General features: G+C 72.6%; 16 protein-coding genes. 14 read left to right on the top strand and 2 right to left on the bottom strand.

Annotated features, from left to right (window positions below; all coding sequences use genetic code 11):
• Positions 1 to 98 precede the first annotated feature (98 nt).
• On the top strand, positions 99 to 2,519 hold the full coding sequence (locus tag J0911_RS21190) for a tetratricopeptide repeat protein (RefSeq protein WP_207276452.1): 2,421 nt from the start codon (positions 99 to 101) through the stop codon (positions 2,517 to 2,519).
• Between the two features lie 144 nt (positions 2,520 to 2,663).
• Here J0911_RS21190 and J0911_RS15940 read toward each other — a convergent pair whose 3' ends face one another.
• Positions 2,664 to 3,320, bottom strand: coding sequence for a metallophosphoesterase (locus J0911_RS15940; RefSeq protein WP_207276451.1), 657 nt, complete (start codon positions 3,318 to 3,320; stop codon positions 2,664 to 2,666).
• A gap of 333 nt (positions 3,321 to 3,653) precedes the next feature.
• Between J0911_RS15940 and J0911_RS15935 the strand changes: the two genes are divergently transcribed.
• Positions 3,654 to 4,373, top strand: a complete 720-nt coding sequence (locus J0911_RS15935) for an HAD family hydrolase (RefSeq protein WP_307865118.1) — start codon at positions 3,654 to 3,656, stop codon at positions 4,371 to 4,373.
• Positions 4,374 to 4,378: 5 nt separating this feature from the next.
• On the opposite strand, the gene J0911_RS15930 is transcribed toward J0911_RS15935, so the two are convergent.
• On the bottom strand, positions 4,379 to 5,233 hold the full coding sequence (locus tag J0911_RS15930; protein WP_207276449.1) for a RecB family exonuclease: 855 nt from the start codon (positions 5,231 to 5,233) through the stop codon (positions 4,379 to 4,381).
• Between the two features lie 102 nt (positions 5,234 to 5,335).
• On the opposite strand from J0911_RS15930, the gene J0911_RS15925 reads away from it, so the two are divergent.
• The 12 genes from J0911_RS15925 (at position 5,336) to J0911_RS15870 (ending at position 20,798) form a co-directional block, all read left to right on the top strand.
• The gene (locus J0911_RS15925; protein ID WP_207276448.1) at positions 5,336 to 6,511 is read left to right on the top strand and encodes a site-2 protease family protein; all 1,176 of its coding nucleotides are present in this window, start codon (positions 5,336 to 5,338) and stop codon (positions 6,509 to 6,511) included.
• A gap of 97 nt (positions 6,512 to 6,608) precedes the next feature.
• Positions 6,609 to 7,655 (top strand): tRNA (adenine-N1)-methyltransferase, encoded by a 1,047-nt coding sequence (locus J0911_RS15920; protein ID WP_207276447.1) that lies wholly within the window; start codon positions 6,609 to 6,611, stop codon positions 7,653 to 7,655.
• Positions 7,656 to 7,962: 307 nt separating this feature from the next.
• On the top strand, positions 7,963 to 9,579 hold the full coding sequence (gene arc / locus J0911_RS15915) for a proteasome ATPase (RefSeq protein WP_242636879.1): 1,617 nt from the start codon (positions 7,963 to 7,965) through the stop codon (positions 9,577 to 9,579).
• Positions 9,580 to 9,780: 201 nt separating this feature from the next.
• Entirely contained in the window at positions 9,781 to 11,457 is a 1,677-nt protein-coding gene (dop, locus tag J0911_RS15910; RefSeq protein WP_207276852.1) for a depupylase/deamidase Dop, read from the top strand.
• A 71-nt stretch (positions 11,458 to 11,528) separates the two neighbouring features.
• Positions 11,529 to 11,726 (top strand): ubiquitin-like protein Pup, encoded by a 198-nt coding sequence (locus J0911_RS15905; protein WP_207276445.1) that lies wholly within the window; start codon positions 11,529 to 11,531, stop codon positions 11,724 to 11,726.
• Positions 11,727 to 12,623, top strand: coding sequence for a proteasome subunit beta (gene prcB / locus J0911_RS15900; protein ID WP_207276444.1), 897 nt, complete (start codon positions 11,727 to 11,729; stop codon positions 12,621 to 12,623).
• Positions 12,620 to 13,546 carry a proteasome subunit alpha gene (prcA, locus tag J0911_RS15895; protein WP_207276443.1) on the top strand — a complete coding sequence of 309 codons (927 nt, stop codon included), beginning with the start codon at positions 12,620 to 12,622 and terminating at the stop codon, positions 13,544 to 13,546. The genes prcB and prcA overlap by 4 nt, the downstream gene beginning before the upstream one ends.
• A gap of 62 nt (positions 13,547 to 13,608) precedes the next feature.
• Complete coding sequence (gene pafA, locus J0911_RS15890; RefSeq protein ID WP_207276442.1) at positions 13,609 to 14,970, top strand: Pup--protein ligase; 1,362 nt, start codon at positions 13,609 to 13,611, stop codon at positions 14,968 to 14,970.
• Positions 14,971 to 15,123: 153 nt separating this feature from the next.
• Positions 15,124 to 16,062 (top strand): FKBP-type peptidyl-prolyl cis-trans isomerase, encoded by a 939-nt coding sequence (locus J0911_RS15885; protein ID WP_307865117.1) that lies wholly within the window; start codon positions 15,124 to 15,126, stop codon positions 16,060 to 16,062.
• Position 16,063: 1 nt separating this feature from the next.
• Positions 16,064 to 16,834: an imidazole glycerol phosphate synthase subunit HisF gene (gene hisF / locus J0911_RS15880; RefSeq protein ID WP_207276441.1), complete on the top strand. Its 771-nt coding sequence runs from the start codon at positions 16,064 to 16,066 to the stop codon at positions 16,832 to 16,834.
• Between the two features lie 233 nt (positions 16,835 to 17,067).
• Positions 17,068 to 18,945, top strand: coding sequence for an ABC transporter ATP-binding protein (locus tag J0911_RS15875; RefSeq protein WP_207276440.1), 1,878 nt, complete (start codon positions 17,068 to 17,070; stop codon positions 18,943 to 18,945).
• Positions 18,942 to 20,798 carry an ABC transporter ATP-binding protein gene (locus tag J0911_RS15870; protein ID WP_207276439.1) on the top strand — a complete coding sequence of 619 codons (1,857 nt, stop codon included), beginning with the start codon at positions 18,942 to 18,944 and terminating at the stop codon, positions 20,796 to 20,798. The genes J0911_RS15875 and J0911_RS15870 overlap by 4 nt, the downstream gene beginning before the upstream one ends.
• The last annotated feature ends 5 nt before the right edge of the window (positions 20,799 to 20,803 follow it).

The raw sequence follows: 20,803 nt of genomic DNA, 5'->3' as shown, positions 1-20,803 counted from the left end.
GTCACTCCTCATCTCGCTGTTACCAGAACGCTACCCGCAGGCCCGCGACTCCCGCCCTATTTCTGGCAGGGATCGTGATTGTCCGGTTCACTGACGTGGTGGATCTCAGCCTCCCGCCGCACAGCACCCGAGCTCCGCGTGCGTCGGCGGTGCGGCCCCCGCAGGCGGGCGAGCCCGGCCGCCCGGCCGCACAGCGCGCCGAGTTCAGGACGCTGCTGCACTGGGCACGTTCCCGGACACCGCTGGCCGTGTGCTTCCTCACCGGCCCGCGGGACTCCGGCAAGACCCGCCTCGCACACGACCTGGCCGGGCGGCTCGCCCGGCGGGGCTGGGCGGTCCTCCAGCTCCGGAACGACGACGCGGCCCGCGCGGCCCTCGAGCACCGGGCTCGCCGACGCCTGCTCGTGGTCGACGACGCCGACACCTTTCCCGCCCTGCGCTCGCTCCTGCTCTCCGCGGCGGGTCAGGACGGTGGGCGCACACGCGTCCTACTGCTCGCGCGGCGGACCGCCGTCTGGCGTGACCGGCTCGAGCACGGCACCCCCGCGCTGCACCCGCTGCTGTGCGGATCACTCGTCCTCGAGCTGCCCGCCCCGGAGCCGGCCGCGTCCGTGCCCGGCCGCCCCTCGGACGACCCTGGACCGCTCACACCGGCCCGCGGCGCCGTCCTGGCCACCGCCATGCTCCTGGGCGCGCAGGAGACCGGCCCCACGCGCAGGTCCGAGCCGCCGGCCGCCGTCGGTCCGCCGGACGAGGACCTCGTGGCCCGCGCCCTGGCCGACGACCCGAAGTTCGCCGCACGTGTCACCACCGGCCTGACGGCTCGCCAGGCGGTGCACGCGGCCCGGCTCCTGGCCAGGATCATGTCCGCCGGCCCACGGGACGCGTCCGCGCGAGCGGTGGCCGGAGCGTACGCGCGCGTGACGGCACAGCTGCCCGACGACGCCGACGTGCTGGAGACGTTCTCCTGCCATCCGGAGTACCTGACCGGCGACTTCATGCGTGCACGCGTCCGCGTGGCACGGCGCGCCGTCACCCTGCTCGACGGCGATCGTCGGCGCCAGGCCGCCGTCCACGTCGTACTGGCCGACGCGCTGAAGAACGACGGCAGGTACGCCCGGGCGCTCGAGGCGGCCGACCAGGCGCTGCGTCTTCTCGTGGCGCTCGCGGGCGACGGCTCGCGTGCCGGACTCGAGTCCGCGCTCGCGGCCGCCCACGCCTCGCGGGGCACGCTGCTGTGGTTCCGGGGCCGGATCGACGAGGCGCTCGACGACCACGAGGAGGCCGTCGCCGCGTACCGCGACCTCGTCGCCGACCGTCCCGCCCGGTACCGGCCGGAGCTCGCCCAGTCGATGATGAACATGGGTAGCACCCTCGCGGAACTCGGACGAGCCCAGGAGGCGCTGGCGGCCTCGGCCGAGAGCGTCGCCCTGGCACGTCTCACCTCCGGCGGCGCCCCTGCGCAGGTCCGCCTCCTGCTGGCCAAGGGCCTCTGGAACCTCGGGAAGCGCCACGCCGCGCTCGGCGCGGTCGGCGACGCGTACCGGTGCACGCTGGAGGCCGTCGAGACGTGCCGCGAACTGGTGCGGCACGACCCGTACCGGTACAACCCCGATCTCGCCTCCGCGCTCTCCTACCTCGGAGCCCGGCTGAGCGAACTGGGCAGGCCGGCCGAAGCGGCTCGCGCCACGGCCGAGGCGCTCGAACTGCGCCGTCGGCTCGCCGAGCAGCACGAGGGCTACCTGCCCTTCGTCGCCCAGACGCTGTCGAACCTCGGGATCCTCAACGCGCAGCTCGGCCGGCGCCGGCTGGGACTGGAACGCGAACGCGAGGCCGTGACGATCAGACGGCGGCTCGCCACGTCGAACCCGGACCGGTACCTGCCGGAGCTCGCCGCCTCCCTGTCCAACCTCGGCGTGACCCATTCGGTCCTCGGGAACGCGACCCAGGCGCTCGCCGCGGAGGACGAGGCCACCGGCATCCTTCGCGAACTCGCGGCCGCGCATCCCGAGCGCCACCTGTCGGGCCTGGTGAAGTCGCTGTCGAACCTCGCGTCACGGCTCGCCGAGAACGGGCGCACCCCGGATGCCGTCGACCCGGCGGAGGAGGCCGTCGGCGCCAGCCGACGCCTGACCGGGCGCAGCGGGACCCAGCACCTGCCGGTCCTCGCCACGTCGCTGACGAATCTGGCGGGGACCTACGCGGACGTCGGCCGGCACGACGACGCCGTGGCAGCGGCGGAGGAGGCCGCCGAGATCCTCGACGGCCTCACGCGGGCGCGGCCCGAGAAGTACGAACCCGAACTCGCTCTCGCCCTGACGAACCTCGCCGTCGCGCTCGCCGGTCGCGGTGACCTCGACACGGCGCTCGGCGCGGCACGGCGAGCGGCGCGGCTCCGCGCCCGGCTGGCGGACGAGAACCCGGTGCGGTTCCGTGAGCCGGCGGAACGCTCGGACGAGCTCGTCAGATCGCTCGAGGCCGCGCGTGCGGACGGGGGCAGCGGTGAGGCGTCCCTCTGAGCGCGGTCAGCGCGGCCATCGCGCAGACCACGCACAGGCACCGTTCCAGCAGGTCGTGCGCGGTCGCGTCCCACTTCTGCGCGGTGCGGGCGAGTCGACCGTCGAGCATGGCGGGCGAGGCGGCCGGGTGCGGCGCGTCGCGGGTCATGGCCGTCCGTGACCCGTCGCGTCCGGCCAGGCCAGCGGTGCCAGGTCGCGCGGCCCGTGATCGATCAGGTCGGCGAGCCGGTCGACCGCGACCGGGCGCCCGCCCCAGGCGTCGACGCCGACGTTCAGCTGGCGGGCTCGCTGCCGCCACGTGTCGTGGACGTGCCCGTGCAGCACCCAGCCGCCGTCGTCCCGTGGACGGTGCTCGACGTACCGGTCCTCACCGTGCGAGTCCCCGGTGTACGGGAAGTGCGAGACCACGGCGTCGGTTCCCGCGACGGGGAACCGGCCCGGTTCGTCGTGGATCTCGGCGAACCCGGCGGCGAGATAGCGGGACCGGGCCCTGTCCCGGCGCGCGGCGCGCGCCTCGGCCGTACCCTTGCGAAGCTCACGGTCCCCGGCCCAGCAGCGGTCGTGGTTGCCGGGAACCAGGATCTTGCGCCCGGCGAGGCGTCCGATCCAGCTCAGCGAGTCGTCCAGGCTGCCGAGCGCGACGTCGCCGAGCACCCAGACGGTGTCCTCGTCGGACACGGTCTCGTTCCAGAGCTCGGCGAGCCGGGCGTTCATGTGCCCGACGCCGTCGAACGGCCGGTCGCAGAACCTGATGATGTTGGCGTGCCCGAGATGCAGGTCGGACGTGAAGAAGATGGTCATGTCGGGGGCCATTCAACCGGGTGACGGAGCGATCCCGAAAGGACGGAGTGATCCCGAAAGAGGGGCCGCGGACGGGCCGCGCGCCGGAGGGGGAACGTGCGCCGGAGCGAATGCGGCACGGTCGGGCGCGCCGGCCGCCGGGCGTGCAGACGGTCGAGCCGCTCGGCCGCCAGGCTCGCCCGGACGAGTCCCGCGGTGTGAGATGCGTCGCAGTCCTGGGGTCGCCGTGCGGGTTCGTCACCTCCTCGTCGTCTCCTCGTCACACGGCGTTTCGCGCATGTGATGGGGTGGGCCCGTACCGCGATCCCCTCGCCGATCCCTCCGGAGGTCCCTGTGAACACCGCTCTGCGCCACGACCCGGAAGCCGGCGGAGCCGGAGGCTCCCAGGCGCTCCCGAAGGCCGTGCTGTTCGACATGGACGGCACCCTGGTGGACACGGAGCCGTACTGGATCGCGGCGGAGCATGAGCTCACCGCGGCCCACGGCGTGACCTGGACGCACGAGGACGCGTTGCGGCTCGTGGGGCAGCAGTTGATCGTCAGCGCGGGCGTCCTGCGGGCTGCCGGCGTGCCCATGGAACCGGTCGACATCGTCACCTGGCTCATCGGGCGCGTCCAGGACCGCCTGGCGGACGAGGTCCCGTGGCGCCCCGGTGTGCTGCCGCTGCTGGCCGACCTGAACGCCGCCGGCGTGCCCTGCGCGATCGTCACGATGTCCTACCGCAACCTGGCCGAAGCCGTCGCCGCGGGAGCCCCCGACGGAACGTTCACCACGATCGTCGCGGGCGACGAGGTCACCCAGGGCAAGCCGGCGCCGGAGCCCTACCTCACCGCGGCGGAGCGGCTCGGCGTGGACCCGGCCGACTGCGTCGCCGTCGAGGACTCGCCCGTCGGCATCACCTCCGCGCTCGCCAGCGGCGCCAGCACGCTCGGCGTCGAAGCCGTCCTGCCGGTCGAGCGCCGCCCGGGCCTGAGCCGCGTCCGCTCCCTCGACGGCGCGGGCCTCGACCTGATCGCGCGTCTCGCCGCCGGCGAGGTCGTCGACGAGTACTGAGCCCGCTACACGATTCCCAGCCGCAGCTCCACGGCCCCCTCGGGGATCTGCGGCGCCGTCCCGCCGAACGCCGGACACACCGACCGGTGCGCGCACCAGTCGCAGAGCTTGCCGGGGCGCGGCTCCCAGACGCCGCCGCGTGCCGCCTTCTCGATCTCCGACCACACCCAGCGCACCTTCCGCTCGGCTCCCTCCAGCTGCTCCGGGGTGGGTTCCGCGCGCAGGATCTGCCCGTCGCCCAGGTAGACGAGCTGCAGCATCCTCGGGACCACGCCCCGCTCGCGCCACAGCACCAGCCCGTAGAACCGCAGCTGGAACAGCACCTTGCCCTCGAACCGCGGGCTGGGCGCGCGGCCCGTCTTGTAGTCCACCACCCGCAGCGCGCCGTCGTCCGGCTTCACGTCGAGCCGGTCGACGATCCCCCGAAGCAGCGGGCCGTCCTCCAGCTGGGTCTCCACCTTCAGCTCGCGCTCGGCCGGCTCCAGGCGGTTCGGATCCTCCAGCGTGAAGTAGGTGCTCACCAGCCGTCCGGCACCGTCGAGCCAGTTGTCGACCCCCTCCGCCGCCGCCTCGCCGCCGGGCGCGAACAGCTCGTTCACCCGCGGATCGGTCTCCCGCAGCTTCTCCCACTCCACGGGCAGCAGCGCCTGTGCGGCCGCCGGCGTCCGCTCACCCGCCGGCGCGTCGTACAGGCGCTCCAGGACCGAGTGCACCAGGGTCCCCCGGGTCGCCGCCGACGACGCCGGTTCGGGCAGCCGGTCCACCGTCCGCAGCCGGAAGAGCAGCGGGCACTGCATGAAGTCGCTCGCGCGCGACGGTGACAGGGCCGGTGGACGGGACGGAGGCGCGATCACGGTCATGGCGACAACCCTAGGGCGAGAGACCGACAACGCCCCGGCGTCATCCACAGGCGCGCCGCGAGATCACCGCCCCGGCGCCGCCCCGGCGGATAGGCTCTCCCGGTGGACAGCAAGCCATCGGCACCGGCCGCACCCCGGCGATCCAGCGGCTGGACGCTCGGTCACATCGCCGGCGCGCCGGTCATCGTCACCCCCTCGTGGTTCGTCGCCGCGGCGGTGCTGACCCTCGTGTTCGGCCCCTGGGTGCTCAGGCAGATACCCGATCTCGGTGCTGTCGCGTACCTCGTGGCCGCCACCTTCGTGATCATGCTGTTCGCGTCCGTGTTCCTGCACGAGGTCGCCCACGCCCTCATGGCCCGCGCCCGTGGGCACGAGGTCCACGAACTCGCGATCACGCTCTGGGGCGGGCACACCGCCTACTCCGGTGGCCTGACCCGCCCGCTCGACGGCGTCCTGGTGGCCATCGTCGGCCCGCTCACCAACATCGCGCTGGCCGGCGGGTTCTGGCTGGCGTTCCTCGCCCGCGCGGACGGCGGCCTGGACATCCCCGCGTTGCTGCTGGGCGCCGGAGCCTTCTCCAACGCGTTCGTGGGCGTGTTCAACCTGCTGCCGGGCCTCCCGCTGGACGGCGGGCAGATCCTGGAAGCCGTCGTCTGGCGCCTGACCGGCTCACGGAGCACCGGCACGATCGCCGCCGGATGGGCCGGGCGACTCATCGCGGTCGCCGTCGTGCTCTGGGCGCTGGCCGACGCCGTCGTCCTCCCGCTCGTGAACGGAACACCGCTGGACCTCAACACGGTGCTCTTCTCCGCACTCGTCGCCGTCTTCATCTGGGCCGGCGCGAGCACGGCCATCGCGGGCGGGCGCCGCCGCGACGCGATCTCCGCGCTGCGCGCCGGGGACCTCGCCGACCCGGTCGTGACCGTTCCGCTCGGCTCCACCGTCGCCGCGGCGCTCGCGGCCCGTCCGCCCGCCGGGCCGGGCGGGACGTCGCCCCGCGTCGTCGTCGTGGGGCATGCCGACGTCCCGCTGGCCGTGCTCGACGACGACGCGGCCGGCTCCGTCCCGCCGGACGCCCGCGAGACGACCGGGGTCGACGCCGTCGCCGTACCCTTCGTGCCCAGGTCCGCCGTCGGCCCGGACGTGAGCGGGCAGGATCTCCTGCGCCATCTCGCGACGTCGTCCGGCGGGGCGCGTCTCGTGCCGGTCGTCGAGGCCGGCCGGGTGACCGGCGTCCTCGACCTGGCGAGGGTCGCCATGGCGGTCCGCGGCTCCTGACCGCCGGTCGCGACCGGGCCGCGCCACCGCCTGTCGCCGTGCGCACCTCGCCGGCCGGGCGCACGTCCCGGGCCGGGCGCACGTAGGATGGTCGGTCGTGACTTCTCCGACCGATGCCCCCCGCCCGGTGGCCACCGGCGCCGACGAGCGCCGCGGACCCTTCCGGGTGGGCGACAAGGTGCAGCTGACCGATCCCAAGGGCCGGATGCACACCATCACCCTCAAGCCCGGCGCCACGTTCCACACGCACAAGGGCTACTTCCGGCACGAGGAGCTGATCGGGAGACCCGAGGGCTGGGTCGTCACGAACACCGAGGACGTCGAGTACCTGGCACTGCGGCCCCTGCTGAACGACTACGTGCTGTCGATGCCCCGGGGCGCGGCAGTCGTCTACCCGAAGGACGCCGGCCAGATCGTCACGATGGGTGACATCTTCCCTGGCGCGCGTGTGGTCGAGGCGGGCGTCGGCTCCGGCGGGCTCACCCTGTCGCTGCTGCGTGCCGTCGGCGACGCGGGAGAGCTCCACTCGATCGAACGGCGTGAGGACTTCGCGGCCATCGCGAGCGGCAACGTCGAGACGTTCTTCGGCGGCCCGCACCCCGCGTGGCGTCTGCACACGGGTGACCTCGCCGACCGCCTGCCGGGCGTCGTCGAGCCCGGGACGGTGGACCGCGTGGTGCTCGACATGCTCGCCCCCTGGGAGAACATCGGCGTCGTCGCCGACGCTCTCGTGCCCGGCGGTGTGCTGACCTGCTACGTCGCGACCGCGACCCAGCTGTCGCGCACGGCCGAGGACCTGCGGGCGAGCGGCCGGTTCGCGGAACCGGCCGCGTTCGAGACCATGGTGCGTGGCTGGCACCTGGAGGGTCTCGCGGTCCGTCCGCAGCACCGCATGGTGGGCCACACCGGGTTCCTGGTCACCGCGCGGCGTCTGGCCGACGGCGTGACCCCGCCGGAGCGCAAGCGCCGGCCGGCCAAGGGCGCGAAGACCGAACGCGCCACCGCGAACGGCACCGCCGCCGACCAGGCGGTCGACACCGCCTGGGCCGAGGAGTGGACCGAGGACGCGCTGGGAGAGCGCGAGGTCTCCGCGAAGAAGATCCGGCGGGTGCGCCGGGAGGTCGGCAAGCCACCCGAGGAGTGAGGGGCGCGGCGGAGTGAGGGCGCGGCGGAGCGAGGGCCGCGGGCGCGGGCATTCCCACGGGTTGAGACGTCGCCGGATCCGCCGAGAGCGAACAGGGACGTGGGCGCACGTCGTACGTGAACAGCGCGTAACGATCGGGTACCCGCGCCGTCTCCGACGCGTGTTCTCCCTCCCTGACTGTCAGACACTGCGCCTACAGTGCTGTTCTCGGAGGCGGTCCACGTCGTAGGGTCGCCTTCCGGGCCCTACGAGAGGGGAAGCCATGACCGACAACACAGGTGGATACAACCTTCCCGATAACGGATCGATGCCCAATCGCGACTACGAGCGTCAGATTGCCCTCCTCTCAGCAAAGAACGAGCGCCTCGCCGAGGCGCTGCGAGCCGCTCGCGACCAGATCGTCGAGCTGAAGAAGCAGCTCGACGACCTGGCCAAGCCGCCGGGCACCTACGCCACCTTCCTGGGGGCGCACCCCGACGGATCGGTGGACATCTCGTCCTCGGGCCGCAAGATGCACGTGGCGGCCAGTCCCAACCTCGACGTGTCCCGGCTGAGCCCGGGCCAGGAGGTCAAGCTCAACGAGGCGATGACGGTGGTCGCGGCCGGTGAGTACGAGCGCACCGGCGAGCTGGTCACCGTCAAGGAGCTGCTCGGCGGCGGGCGGGTGCTCGTCGTCGGCCGCGCGGACGAGGAACGCGTCGTGCGCCTCGCCGGCTCGATCGCCGACGAGGTGCTGCGGGTCGGTGACTCGCTCACCGTGGACACCCGGAGCGGCTTCGTCTTCGAGGTGGTGCCCAAGTCCGAGGTCGAGGAGCTCGTTCTCGAGGAGGTCCCCGAGATCGACTACGGCGACATCGGCGGCCTCGGCCCGCAGATCGAGGCGATCCGTGACGCGGTCGAGCTGCCGTTCGCCCACCCGGACCTGTTCCGGGAGCACGGTCTGCGGCCGCCCAAGGGCGTCCTCCTGTACGGCCCGCCCGGCTGCGGCAAGACGCTCATCGCCAAGGCGGTGGCGCACTCCCTGGCCGGTATGGTCGCGAAGGCGAACGGCGGCAACCCGTCGGCGAAGAGCTTCTTCCTCAACGTCAAGGGCCCCGAGCTCCTCAACAAGTACGTGGGCGAGACCGAGCGGCACATCCGCCTGATCTTCGCCCGTGCCCGGGAGAAGGCCTCCCAGGGCATGCCGGTGGTCGTCTTCTTCGACGAGATGGAGTCGCTGTTCCGCACCCGCGGGACGGGGCTCTCGTCCGACGTCGAGACCACCATCGTGCCGCAGCTCCTCGCGGAGATCGACGGTGTGGAGCGTCTCGACAACGTCATCGTCATCGGCGCGTCCAACCGTGAGGACATGATCGACCCGGCGATCCTGCGCCCGGGCCGGCTCGACGTGAAGATCAAGATCGAGCGTCCGGACGCCGAGGGCGCCAAGGAGATCTTCGCCAAGTACCTCACCGAGGACCTGCCCATCCATCCCGAGGACGTCGCCGAGTACGGCGGCAACACCGCCGCGGCACTCGACGGGATGATCACCTCCGTCGTGGAGCGCATGTACTCCGAGGACGAGGAGAACCAGTTCCTGGAGGTCACGTACGCGTCCGGGGACAAGGAGACCCTGTTCTTCAAGGACTTCAACTCCGGCGCCATGATCGAGAACGTCGTGGACCGGGCGAAGAAGAACGCGATCAAGGACTTCCTGTCCACCGGTCAGAAGGGCATCCGCGTCGACCACCTGCTCTCGGCATGCGTGGACGAGTTCCAGGAGAACGAGGACCTGCCCAACACCACCAACCCCGACGACTGGGCGCGGATCAGCGGGAAGAAGGGCGAGCGGATCGTCTTCATCCGCACCATCGTCCAGAAGAAGGGCGAGGGCGCGGCTCCCCGCACCATCGACACGGTCCAGAACACAGGCCAGTACCTGTGACCCGACCAGCGGTATGAGGCTCCAGGCGTCAATTTCAAGGGGCCCGGGGCCGGAGGGTCGGCAGTTCGACCCGGCCGGTCCCGGGCCGCCGGAACCGTCGCGAGGCCCCGGGGGTGCGAGAGGTACGAGCACCCACGGCGACCGATCCCGGCGACTCCGGAGAACACTGCATAGGGTGGTGGTGTGAGCGTGCGTCGCGTGATGGGAATCGAGACCGAGTACGGAGTGCTGCAGCCGGGGCGCCCGCTGGCGAACCCGATGCTGCTCTCGAGCCAGGTGGTGACGACCTACCGCGCCATCGCGGACCGGGACGCCTCCGCCCGCAGCAGGGCGCGATGGGACTACGACGACGAGGACCCGCTGCAGGACGCGCGCGGGTTCCGCCTGGAACAGGCGTCGGCGCACCCCTCGCTGATCACCAACGACCCGGCGCGCCCGGCGCCCTCGGGCCCGCAGACCGGCCAGGTGCCCGTGGTCGGCGCTCGTCCCGGGACAGGGCAGATCCCGGTGGTGCGCGGTGGGCAGGGCTCACCGCCGCAGGACGTGGAACGGCCGGCCACCGAGGAGTACGACGACCCGAGCGCCGCGAACGTCATCCTCACCAACGGCGCTCGGCTGTACGTGGACCACGCGCACCCGGAGTACTCGTCGCCCGAGGTCACCAATCCGGTCGACCTCGTGCGCTGGGACGTGGCCGGGGAGCGGGTCATGCTCGCGGCCGTGCGCGCCCTCGCGGCCGTGCCGGGCAACGAGACGGTCCTGTACAAGAACAACGTGGACGGCAAGGGGGCCAGCTACGGCACGCACGAGAACTATCTGGTGGACCGTGCCCTGTCGTTCGCCACGCTCGCGGAACTCATCACCCCGTTCCTGGTGACACGGCAGGTGTACACCGGTTCGGGCCGGGTGGGCCTGGGCGCCGCGGGGGGCCAGCCCGGGTACCAGCTCTCGCAGCGCGCCGACTACATCGAGGCCGAGATCGGTCTGGAGACCACCCTGCGCCGGCCCATCGTGAACACGCGCGACGAACCGCATGCCGACCGCCAGCGCTGGCGTCGCCTGCACCTCATCCTCGGTGACGCCAACTGCATGGAGGTGCCGACCTACCTCAAGACGGGCGTGACCTCCCTCTTCCTGTGGGTGCTGGAGCATCTCGACGAGCTGGCGGACGGCGGTGTGGACGCGCGCAAGGAGCTCGGGGCCCTGAAGCTCGCCGAGCCGGTGGCCGCTGTCCAGCGTGTCTCCCGCGATCTGGAGCTGTCCGTGCCGCTGGAGCTGGCGGACGGGCGGACGATGACGGCGCTCGAGATCCAGGGCGTCTGCGCCGACGTGGTGCGCCGCTCGCTGAAGACGCTCGGCAGCGACCCGGACTCCGACGCGGTGCTGGAACGCTGGACGTCGCTGCTGGAGCGCCTGGCGGTGGACCGGGCGGGGTGTGCCCGTGAGGTGGAGTGGATCGCGAAGCTGCGCCTGCTGGAAGGCCTGCGCCGGCGGGACGGGCTGGACTGGGAGCATCCGCGCCTGCACGCCATGGACCTGCAGTGGTCCGACGTGCGGCCCGAGCGCGGGATCTACCACCGGCTGCTGGCCAAGGGAGCCGTGGACCGGATCGTCGACGAGGCCTCGGTGGCGCGTGCCGTCGACCATCCACCGGCGGACACCCGCGCGTGGTTCCGGGGCGAGGTCATGGCCCGCTACGGCGACCAGGTCTCCGCGGCGAGCTGGGACTCGGTGATCTTCGATGTCGGCGGTCGGCAGACCCTCCAGCGTGTCCCGATGCTCGACCCGGCGCGGGGAACCGAGGCGATCGTCGGGCCGTTGCTGGATGCGAGTCCCGACGCTGTGACTCTTTTGCGGAGACTTTCCGGCGAGGGATGATTCGCAAAGTGCAGTTAAGGTTCTAGGCTGGCGAGACCAGCGGCAGCCGTGAGCAATACCAGGAGGCGATCATGGCCGGTCAGGAACGTATCAACCCGTCACACGAGGACCGTACACCGGACGACGACGCCGCGGACGTCCCGGCCCCCGCGGGCCAGGCGCAGCAGCGTGACGACGAGGTCGACGAACTGCTGGACGAGATCGACGACGTGCTGGAGTCGAACGCGGAGTCGTTCGTGCGTGGCTTCGTGCAGAAGGGTGGCCAGTAGTTGGACGGCTTCGGAGGCGGCCCCGGCGGCCGCGGTCAAGGACGGCTCCCGGACGCGTTCCTGCGCCCGGGATCGTCGTCGTTCGTCGAGTTCCTCGCGGAGCACGCGCCCGATCGTCTGCCGGGCGCGGTCGGCGCGGGGCCGGGCGGCTCCGCCGGCACGGCAGGCGTCGGCAGCGGGCAGGGCGGCTACCACCACGAGCTGGCGCCGCACGCCACGACGATCGTCGCGGTGGCGTTCGACGGGGAGGCGGGCGGCGTCGTCATGGCGGGCGACCGCCGCGCGACGGCCGGCCCGATGATCGCCAGCCGGTCCATCGAGAAGGTGTTTCCCGCCGACGAGTACTCCGCGGTGGGGATCGCCGGGGCGGCCGGCATCGGCATCGAGCTGGTCAAGCTCTACCAGCTCGAGCTCGAGCACTACGAGAAGATCGAGGGCTCGCTCCTCTCGCTGGAGGGCAAGGCGAACCGCCTGGCCACCATGCTGCGGGGCAACCTGCCGATGGCGATGCAGGGGCTGACCGTGGTCCCGCTGTTCGCCGGTTACGACCTGGAGCGTGGCGAGGGGCGGATCTTCTCCTACGACCCGACCGGCGGATGCTACGAGGAGCGTGAGCATCACGCCGTGGGCTCCGGCTCGCTCTTCGCCCGCGGCGCCATGAAGAAGCTCTGGCGTCGCGACCTGGACGCGGCCGGCGCGGTGGCCGTCGCCGTCGAGGCGCTGTACGACGCCGCCGACGACGACTCGGCCACCGGCGGGCCCGACACGGTGCGCCGGATCTTCCCCGTCGTCGCCACGGTCACTGCCGACGGGTATTCTCGCCTGCCCGGCGACGACGTCGCCGCCGTCGCCGAACGCATCGCCGCCGAGCGGCGGGAACGGGGGTCGCTCGCATGAACATGCCCTTCTACGTCTCGCCCGAGCAGCTGATGAAGGACCGGGCGGACTTCGCCCGCAAGGGCATCGCCCGCGGGCGGTCCGTCGTGGTCCTCGCCTACGACGGCGGCATCGCGTTCGCCACGGAGAACCCCTCGCGCGCCCTGCACAAGATCTCCGAGATCTACGACCGCATCGGGTTCGCGGCGGTCGGCAAGTACAACGAGTTCGAGAACCTGCGCGTCGCCGGTGTGCGGTACGCCGATCTTCGTGGATACACCTACGACCGCTCCGACGTCACCGCCCGCGGCCTCGCGAACGCCTACGCGCAGATCCTCGGGACCGTGTTCATCACGGAGTCCAAGCCGTTGGAGGTGGAGCTCGTCGTCGCGGAGGTCGGCAGGACCGCGGAGGACGACCAGATCTACCGGCTCACCTACGACGGGACCGTCGCCGACGAGCACGGTCACGTCGTCATGGGCGGCCAGGCCGAACAGCTGGGCCGGAAGGTGGGTGAGGGCTGGCGCGCGGACATGACGCTGGGTGAGGCGCTACGGCTCGCCGTGACCGTGCTCGGGTCCTCCGACAGCGGTACGCCCCGCACCATCGAGCCGGGCCAGCTCGAGGTGGCGGTGCTGGAGCGGTCGCGGCCGCGTCGCGCCTTCCGCCGCCTCACGAAGCAGACGCTGACCGAGCTGCTGGCCCAGGAGCAGGGAGCGGAACCGGGGACGGGCGACCCCGGCGAGCCGGGCGGGGTCGCGGCCCCGCAGGCCGTGCCCGCGGCGCCCGAGCAGGCCGAGAAGGAGGACCAGACCGAGAAGGACGAGCAGGCCGAGAAGGGTCAGGGGGCCGAGGGCACGGAGCCCGCCGGGGGCACGGAGCCCGCCGGGGACGCGGGGTCTGCCGAGGACACGGGGCCTCAGGGGGGATCGCCACAGGACTGATCGCCGTCGACATCGCCAGGGACCACCGCACGCACCGTACGCACAGATAGGGAGGTACCGCCATGGATCGCAGGATCTTCGGACTGGAGACCGAGTACGGCGTCACCTGCGCCGCCGAGGACGGGCGCGGCCTCTCGGCCGACGAGGTCGCCCGTTATCTGTTCCGCAAGGTCGTGGCCTGGGGACGCAGCTCCAACGTGTTCCTGCGCAACGGCTCCCGGCTGTACCTCGATGTGGGCTCGCATCCCGAGTACGCGACGGCCGAGTGCGACGACGTGCGGCAGCTTGTCGCGTACGACCGCGGCGGGGAGCGCATCCTGGAGGGCCTGGTCGAGGACGCGCAGCAGCGTCTGGAGCACGAGGACCTGCCCGGCCGGATCCACCTGTTCAAGAACAACACGGATTCGGCGGGCAACTCCTACGGGTGCCACGAGAACTACCTGGTGCGCCGCGGCGGGGACTTCGCGCGGCTGAGTGACGTGCTGGTGCCCTTCCTCATCACCCGGCAGGTGCTGGTGGGCGCGGGCAAGGTCCTCGCCACGCCGCGCGGTGCCGTGTACTGCCTGTCGCAGCGTGCGGACCACATCTGGGAGGCGGTGTCGTCCGCGACCACGCGGTCCCGCCCCATCATCAACACCCGGGACGAGCCGCACGCCGACGCCGAGCACTACCGGCGCCTGCATGTCATCGTCGGGGACTCCTCCATGGCGGAGCCCACCACGATGCTCAAGGTCGGGGCCACGGACCTGGTGCTGCGGCTCGTGGAGGCCGGCCTGCCGATGCGCGACCTGAGCCTCGAGAACCCGATCCGCGCGATCCGGGAGATCAGCCACGACCGTTCGGGCAAGCACGCGGTGACGCTCGCCAACGGACGGTCCATGACGGCCGTGGAGATCCAGACCGAGTACTACGAGCGGGTGCGGGACTTCGTCGAGGGGCACGGTGACCCGACGCCGGTGGTGAAGCAGGTGCTCGATCTGTGGGAGCGCGGCCTGCGGGCGCTGGACACCGGGGACCTGTCGCTGGTGGACCGCGAGCTGGACTGGGTGATCAAGCTGCGCCTCATCCAGCGCTACCAGGCCAAGCACGGCCTCGCGCTCGACGATCCCCGTATCGCGCGCCTGGATCTGGCGTACCACGACATCTCCCGGACCGAGGGCCTGTACAACCTGCTCGCCGCCCGCGGCATGGTGGAGCGAGTCGTCACGGACCTGGAGATCTTCGAGTCGACGGCGGTCCCGCCCCAGACGACGCGCGCGAAGCTGCGCGGCGACTTCGTGCGCGCAGCCCAGGACGCGCGCCGTGACTACACGGTCGACTGGGTGCACCTCAAGCTCAACGACCAGGCCCAGCGCACGGTCCTGTGCAAGGACCCGTTCCGGAACGTCGACGAGCGGGTGGAGCGCCTCATCGAGTCGATGTAGTGGTGTCTTCCCCGCAGCCGCCGGGCTCGGCCCGGCGGGCGCTCCCACGTGGCGTCCGCGGCCCTCGCCACCCTTCCGGCGGCACGGGGCGGGCGGCCGGCCCGGCCACCGGCCCGACCGGGCCGCGTCCGGTGCTCCAGGTACGATCTGCTGGTGCTTCGCCGTCCGCTCGTCGCCCTGGTCCTCGCGGGGCTGCTCGTGGCGGTCGGCGCCTGTGCCCCCGCCTCGCTCCCGGTCGAGGTCGGCCCGGCGCCGACCTCGACCGCGTCGCAGGCGCCGCTCGACGTCGACGGCCGGCCGGGCCAGGTGCCGAGGCTGACGTACGTCAAGCCGTTCGAGGTGCTGGAGCCGGGATCGCGGACCGTGTGGCCGGGCACCGGCGAACGGCTCGAGCGTGACGGGCCGGTGCTGCTCAACCTCTACGCGGAGGACGGCCGTGACGGCACCGAGCTGCAGAACACGTTCCGCAGCGCCCCGGCTCCGTACACGATGACGGAGAGTTCGCTCGGCAACCACCTGTTCGAGGCCCTGGAGGGCAAGCGGGCGGGCGCCCGGGTGATGCTGACCGACACCGACACCGACGAGGGCGCACAGGTGCCGGTGCTGCTGGTGGTCGACGTCCTGCCCACGCGGGCCTCCGGGACGGAGCTGCCCGGTCCGCCCCGTGGCCTGCCGCGCGTGACCCGCGACGAGCTGGGCGCCCCGACGGTGCGGGTCCCGCGTGGCGCGCCGCCGCCGCAGGACCTCGAGGTGGTGCCGCTGATCCGGGGCCGCGGACCGCAGGTCACCGAAGGCCAGGTGATCACCGTCGAACTGCACGCGGTCACGTGGGCCGACGGTAGGGTCGTCGAGTCCACGTGGGCGCGGGACGCCCCGCCGCGTTCGGCCCAGGTGGGCATCGGCGCACTGATCGAGGGCTGGGACGCCGGTCTCGTCCAGCAGCCGGTCGGCTCCCAGGTGATGCTGGTGGTACCGCCCGGTATGGCGTATGCGGGCACGAAGAACCCGCTGGCGGGCGAGACCCTGGTGTACGTGATCGACATCCTGGACGCGCACCGGCCGGTCCGGGAGAACGAGAAGAAGAAGGACTGACATGTCTGTCGCGATCCGCGTGATCCCGTGCCTCGACGTCGACGCGGGCCGCGTCGTCAAGGGGGTCAACTTCCAGAACCTGCGCGACGCCGGCGACCCGGTCGAGCTCGCGGCACGGTACGACGCCGAGGGCGCGGACGAGCTGACGTTCCTGGACGTCTCGGCGTCCGCGGCCGGCCGTGACACCACCCTGGACGTCGTCCGGCGTACCGCCGAGCAGGTGTTCGTCCCGCTCACGGTGGGCGGCGGGGTGCGGTCCGCCGAGGACGTCGACCGCCTCCTCCGGGCCGGTGCGGACAAGGTCGGTGTGAACACGGCGGCGATCGCCCGGCCCGAGCTGATCGCGGAGATCGCCGGGCGGTTCGGATCGCAGGTGCTCGTGCTCAGCGTGGACGCACGCCGGGCGACGGGCGGGACGACGACGCCGTCCGGCTACGAGGTGACCACCCACGGCGGCCGGCGGGGCACCGGGCTCGACGCCGTCGAGTGGGCCGAGAAGGCCGCGGCGCTCGGTGCGGGCGAGATCCTGCTGAACTCGATGGACGCGGACGGCACGGCCGGTGGCTTCGACCTGGAGATGCTCGCCGACGTGCGGGCGCGGGTGGCGGTGCCGCTGATCGCGTCGGGCGGTGCGGGAAAGCCGGCGGACTTCGTCGAAGCCGCCCGGTCGGGTGCGGACGCGGTTCTGGCGGCGAGCGTCTTCCACTTCGGCACGCTGACGATCCCCCAGGTGAAGCAGGAGATGCGCGAGGCGGGTCTGGACGTCCGCTGACACCGGCGGGCGCGTCGCGGCGCCCCTTGACCTCAAGTGAGGTTCAGCTCCTAACGTCGGTGTCGCCCTCGGCGAAAAGGTGTCGAATCGTTTCCCGGGGCATGAGAAGATCGACAGATCCCCGACGGAAGCGAGGTCTCGCCGTGCCCTCAGCCGCGCCCAGAGCCACACGCTCGGACGCCACCAGCGACCCGGCTCACGGTACCCACCGGCCCGGACGCCATCCCCGTCCGATGACCCTGGCGGGCTCGCGCACGCGTCGGTCGCTCGTGCTGATGTGGCGCGGCATGCGCGCCCACCCCGGCACCTACGTCCTGGCCGTGTCGGCGTCGGCCTTGTTCGGGGCCATGACGGTGGGCGTGAGCCGGGCCGTGGGCTGGGCCACCGACGCGGTCGTCGTCCCCGCGATCGCCGGGGACGAGGCGGCACGGGGCCGCATCTGGGTCGCCGGCGCCGTGCTCGGCGCCGTCGCGCTCACGCTCGCCCTGTCGGTGGCCGGCCGGCGCGTGTGGGCGGGCTACGGCTTCGCGGACAACATCGCCGACCATCGCAGCGCCCTGACCACCCAGTACCTGCGGCTGCCGGTCTCCTGGCACCGGGCGCACCCGGCCGGCCAGCTCCTCAACCACACCACCTCGGACGCCGAGGCCGCCAACGGCGTGTTCAACCCGCTGCCCTTCGCGCTCGGCGTCGTCGTGATGATCGTCACCGCCGTGGTGATGCTCTTCTCGATCGATCCGTGGCTCGCCCTGGCCGCCCTGGTGATCTTCCCCGTGACGGTCGTGGCCAACACGATCTACCAGCGGTACATGTCGCCGGCCGTCACGCGCGCGCAGCAGCTGCGCGGGGACGTGGCCGACGTGGCGCACGAGTCCTTCGAGGCCGCGCTCCTGGTCAAGGCCCTGGGCACCGAGGCGCGGGAGGAGGACCGGTTCGCGGCCACGGCCGGCGACCTGCGCGCGGCCAACGTGCGCGTCGGCGTGGTCCGCGCGATCTTCGACCCGGTCATCCAGAACCTTCCCGCGGTCGGCACGCTGGTCGTGCTCGCGGTCGGTACCTGGCGCGCCACCACGGGCGACGTCGAGGCAGGTGACGTCGTGAGCGCCGCCTACCTGCTCACGATGATGACGGTGCCCCTGATGGCGTTCGGCTGGGTGCTCGGCGAGCTCCCGCGCGCGCTCGTCGGCTACGACCGGATCTCGGAGGTCGTGGACGCCGGCGGTGAACTGACCTACGGCACCCGGAGGCTGCCCACGTCGGAGGGCGGCCTCGGTGTGCGGTTCGAGCAGGTCGGCGTCGACGTCGAGACCACCGGCCTGGAGCCGGGGACGCGCACGCTGCTCGACGGCGTGGACCTGGTCGTCCCCGCCGGCGCGACGGTCGCCGTCGTCGGCCCCACCGGCGCGGGCAAGACCACCCTCGTGTCACTGCTCGCGCGGCTCTCCGACCCCACGCGCGGCCGCATTTTGCTCGACGGGACGGATGCCCGTGAACTCGCCGCCGGCGAGATCCCCGCGCACGTCTCCCTCGTCACGCAGAGCACGTTCGTGTTCGAGGACTCCGTCCGCGCCAACATCACCCTCGCGGACCACGGGGCGGAAGGCTCCCCGTCGGACGAACAGGTGTGGGAGGCGCTGCGGCTCGCCCGGCTCGACGACACGGTCCGAGCCCACCCCGACGGCCTGGACGCCCCGCTCGGTGAGCGCGGCGCCAACCTCTCCGGCGGGCAGCGCCAACGCCTCGCCATCGCCCGCGCGCTGGTGCGCCGCCCGCGCCTGCTCGTGCTCGACGACGCCACGAGCGCCGTCGACCCGCGCGTCGAGCAAGCGATCCTGCGCGGCCTCGCCGAGCGGTCCGCCGTGCCGGGCGGGGACGCCGCCGGCACCACCGTGATCATGGTCGCCTACCGGATGAGTTCCGTCGCGCTCGCCGACACCGTCGTGCACCTGGACGACGGCGGCGTGGTCGACGTCGGCCCGCACGCCGAGCTCATGGCGCGTGACCCCGGCTACCGGGAGCTCGCCACGGCCTACCAGGCCGAGGCGGAACGCCGCGAGAAGGCCGCGGACCAGGCCGGCCACGACGACGAACTGCAGGAGGCTGCCCGATGAGCACGACGACGGCGGAGCCCGGGGCACGCGAGGACGTCCTCGACGCCAACGGCGCGCGCATCGAGTCGGTGAGCGGTCTCGGGGTGCTCGCCACGCTGCGCCGCGGCATCCAGCTCTCCCCGGAGATGCTGAACGGGGTCTGGATCACCCTCGGCCTCGCGGTGCTCGCGGCGGGCGGCAAGGTGGTCGTGCCCCTGGCCGTGCAACGCACCATCGACGACGGCATCCTCGCCTCGGGTGGTCCGGACGCGGGACGCGTGGTCGCCCTCGCGGCGTTCGCCGCGGTGGGCCTCGTGCTGGCCGGGGTGTGCGCGGCCCTGGTCAACGTCCGCCTGTTCCGGTCCACGGAGGCCGGCCTGGCGACGCTGCGCACCCGCGCCTTCCGGCACGTGCACGACCTGTCGACCCTCACGCAGAACACCGAGCGGCGTGGCGCGCTCGTGGCGCGCGTGACGAACGACGTCGACACCATCTCGCTGTTCGTGCAGTGGGGCGGGATCATGCTGCTGGTCAGCGTGCTGCAGATCCTGGTCGCGACGGTGCTGATGGCCTGGTACTCACCGGTTCTGACGGCCGTGGTCTGGGTCTGCTTCGTGCCGATGTTCCTGTTCATGCGCGTGGGGCAGCGTAAGGTGAACGCCGCCTACACCCTGGTGCGGGAACGGGTCGGGGCGATGCTCGGGGCGATCAGCGAGTCCGTGGTGGGGGCCGAGACGGTCCGTGCCTACGGGGTGTCCGAGCGGACCGGGCGCCGCATCTCGGGGGCGGTCGAGGCCACCCGCCGGGCACAGCGGCGCTCCATGGAGCTCGTGGCGGTCGTGTTCTCGTCGGGAGTGTTCGTCGCCAACCTGGTGCTGGCCGTCGTGGTGGTGCTGGGTGCCTGGCTCGGCATCGGCGGTGCGCTGAGCGCGGGCGAGATCGTCGCGTTCCTGTTCCTCGTGCAGCTGTTCACGGGGCCGGTGCAGATGGGTACGGAGATCCTCAACGAGATGCAGAACGCGGTGGCGGGCTGGCGCCGCGTCATCGCGGTCGTCGAGACGCCCGTGGAGGTGACCGAGGCGCCCGACGCCGTCGACCTGCCGCGTGGCCCCGCACGCGTCACCCTGCGCGACGTCCGGTTCGCCTACTCCGGCGGCCCCGACGTGCTGCACGGCGTGTCGCTCGACATCCCTGCGCGCACCAAGGTCGCGGTCGTCGGGCAGACGGGCTCCGGCAAGACGACGATCGCCAAGCTCGTCACGCGGCTCATGGACCCGGTGGAGGGCGCGGTCGAGCTCGACGGCACGGATCTGCGCCGGGTCTCCTTCGCCTCCCTGCGCGAGCGGGTCGTGCTGGTCCCGCAGGAGGGGTTCCTGTTCGACGGGACCGTCCTGGAGAACGCGGCGTACGGGCTGCGCGGTGCGACGGACGCTGGACCCGCCACGCCCCAGGAGGAGCGCGCCGTCGTCGCGGGCGCGTTCGCGGAGCTCGGGCTGACGGACTGGGTCGACACGCTCCCGGACGGGCTCGACACCCAGGTCGGCCAGCGCGGGGAGGCGCTGAGCGCGGGGGAGCGACAGCTCGTCGCGATCGCACGCGCCTTTCTCGCGGCGCCGGACCTGCTCGTCCTCGACGAGGCGACGTCCGCCGTCGACCCGGCGGCGGAGGTGCGGATCGCCCGCGCGCTCGACTCCCTGACGGCCGGCCGGTCGACGATCACGATCGCGCACCGGCTGTCGACGGCGGAGGCGGCAGACCTCGTGGTGGTCGTCGACGCCGGTGAGATCGTCGAGACCGGCCCGCACGCCGAGCTGGTGGCGGCCGGCGGGATCTACTCGCGCATGCACGCGAGCTGGGTGGCGCAGACTCGCTGACCGGC

The sequence above is a fragment of the Myceligenerans salitolerans genome (assembly GCF_017349295.1).
Lineage (GTDB): Bacteria > Actinomycetota > Actinomycetes > Actinomycetales > Cellulomonadaceae > Myceligenerans > Myceligenerans salitolerans.
This window is presented reverse-complemented; position numbering and strand designations above follow the sequence as displayed.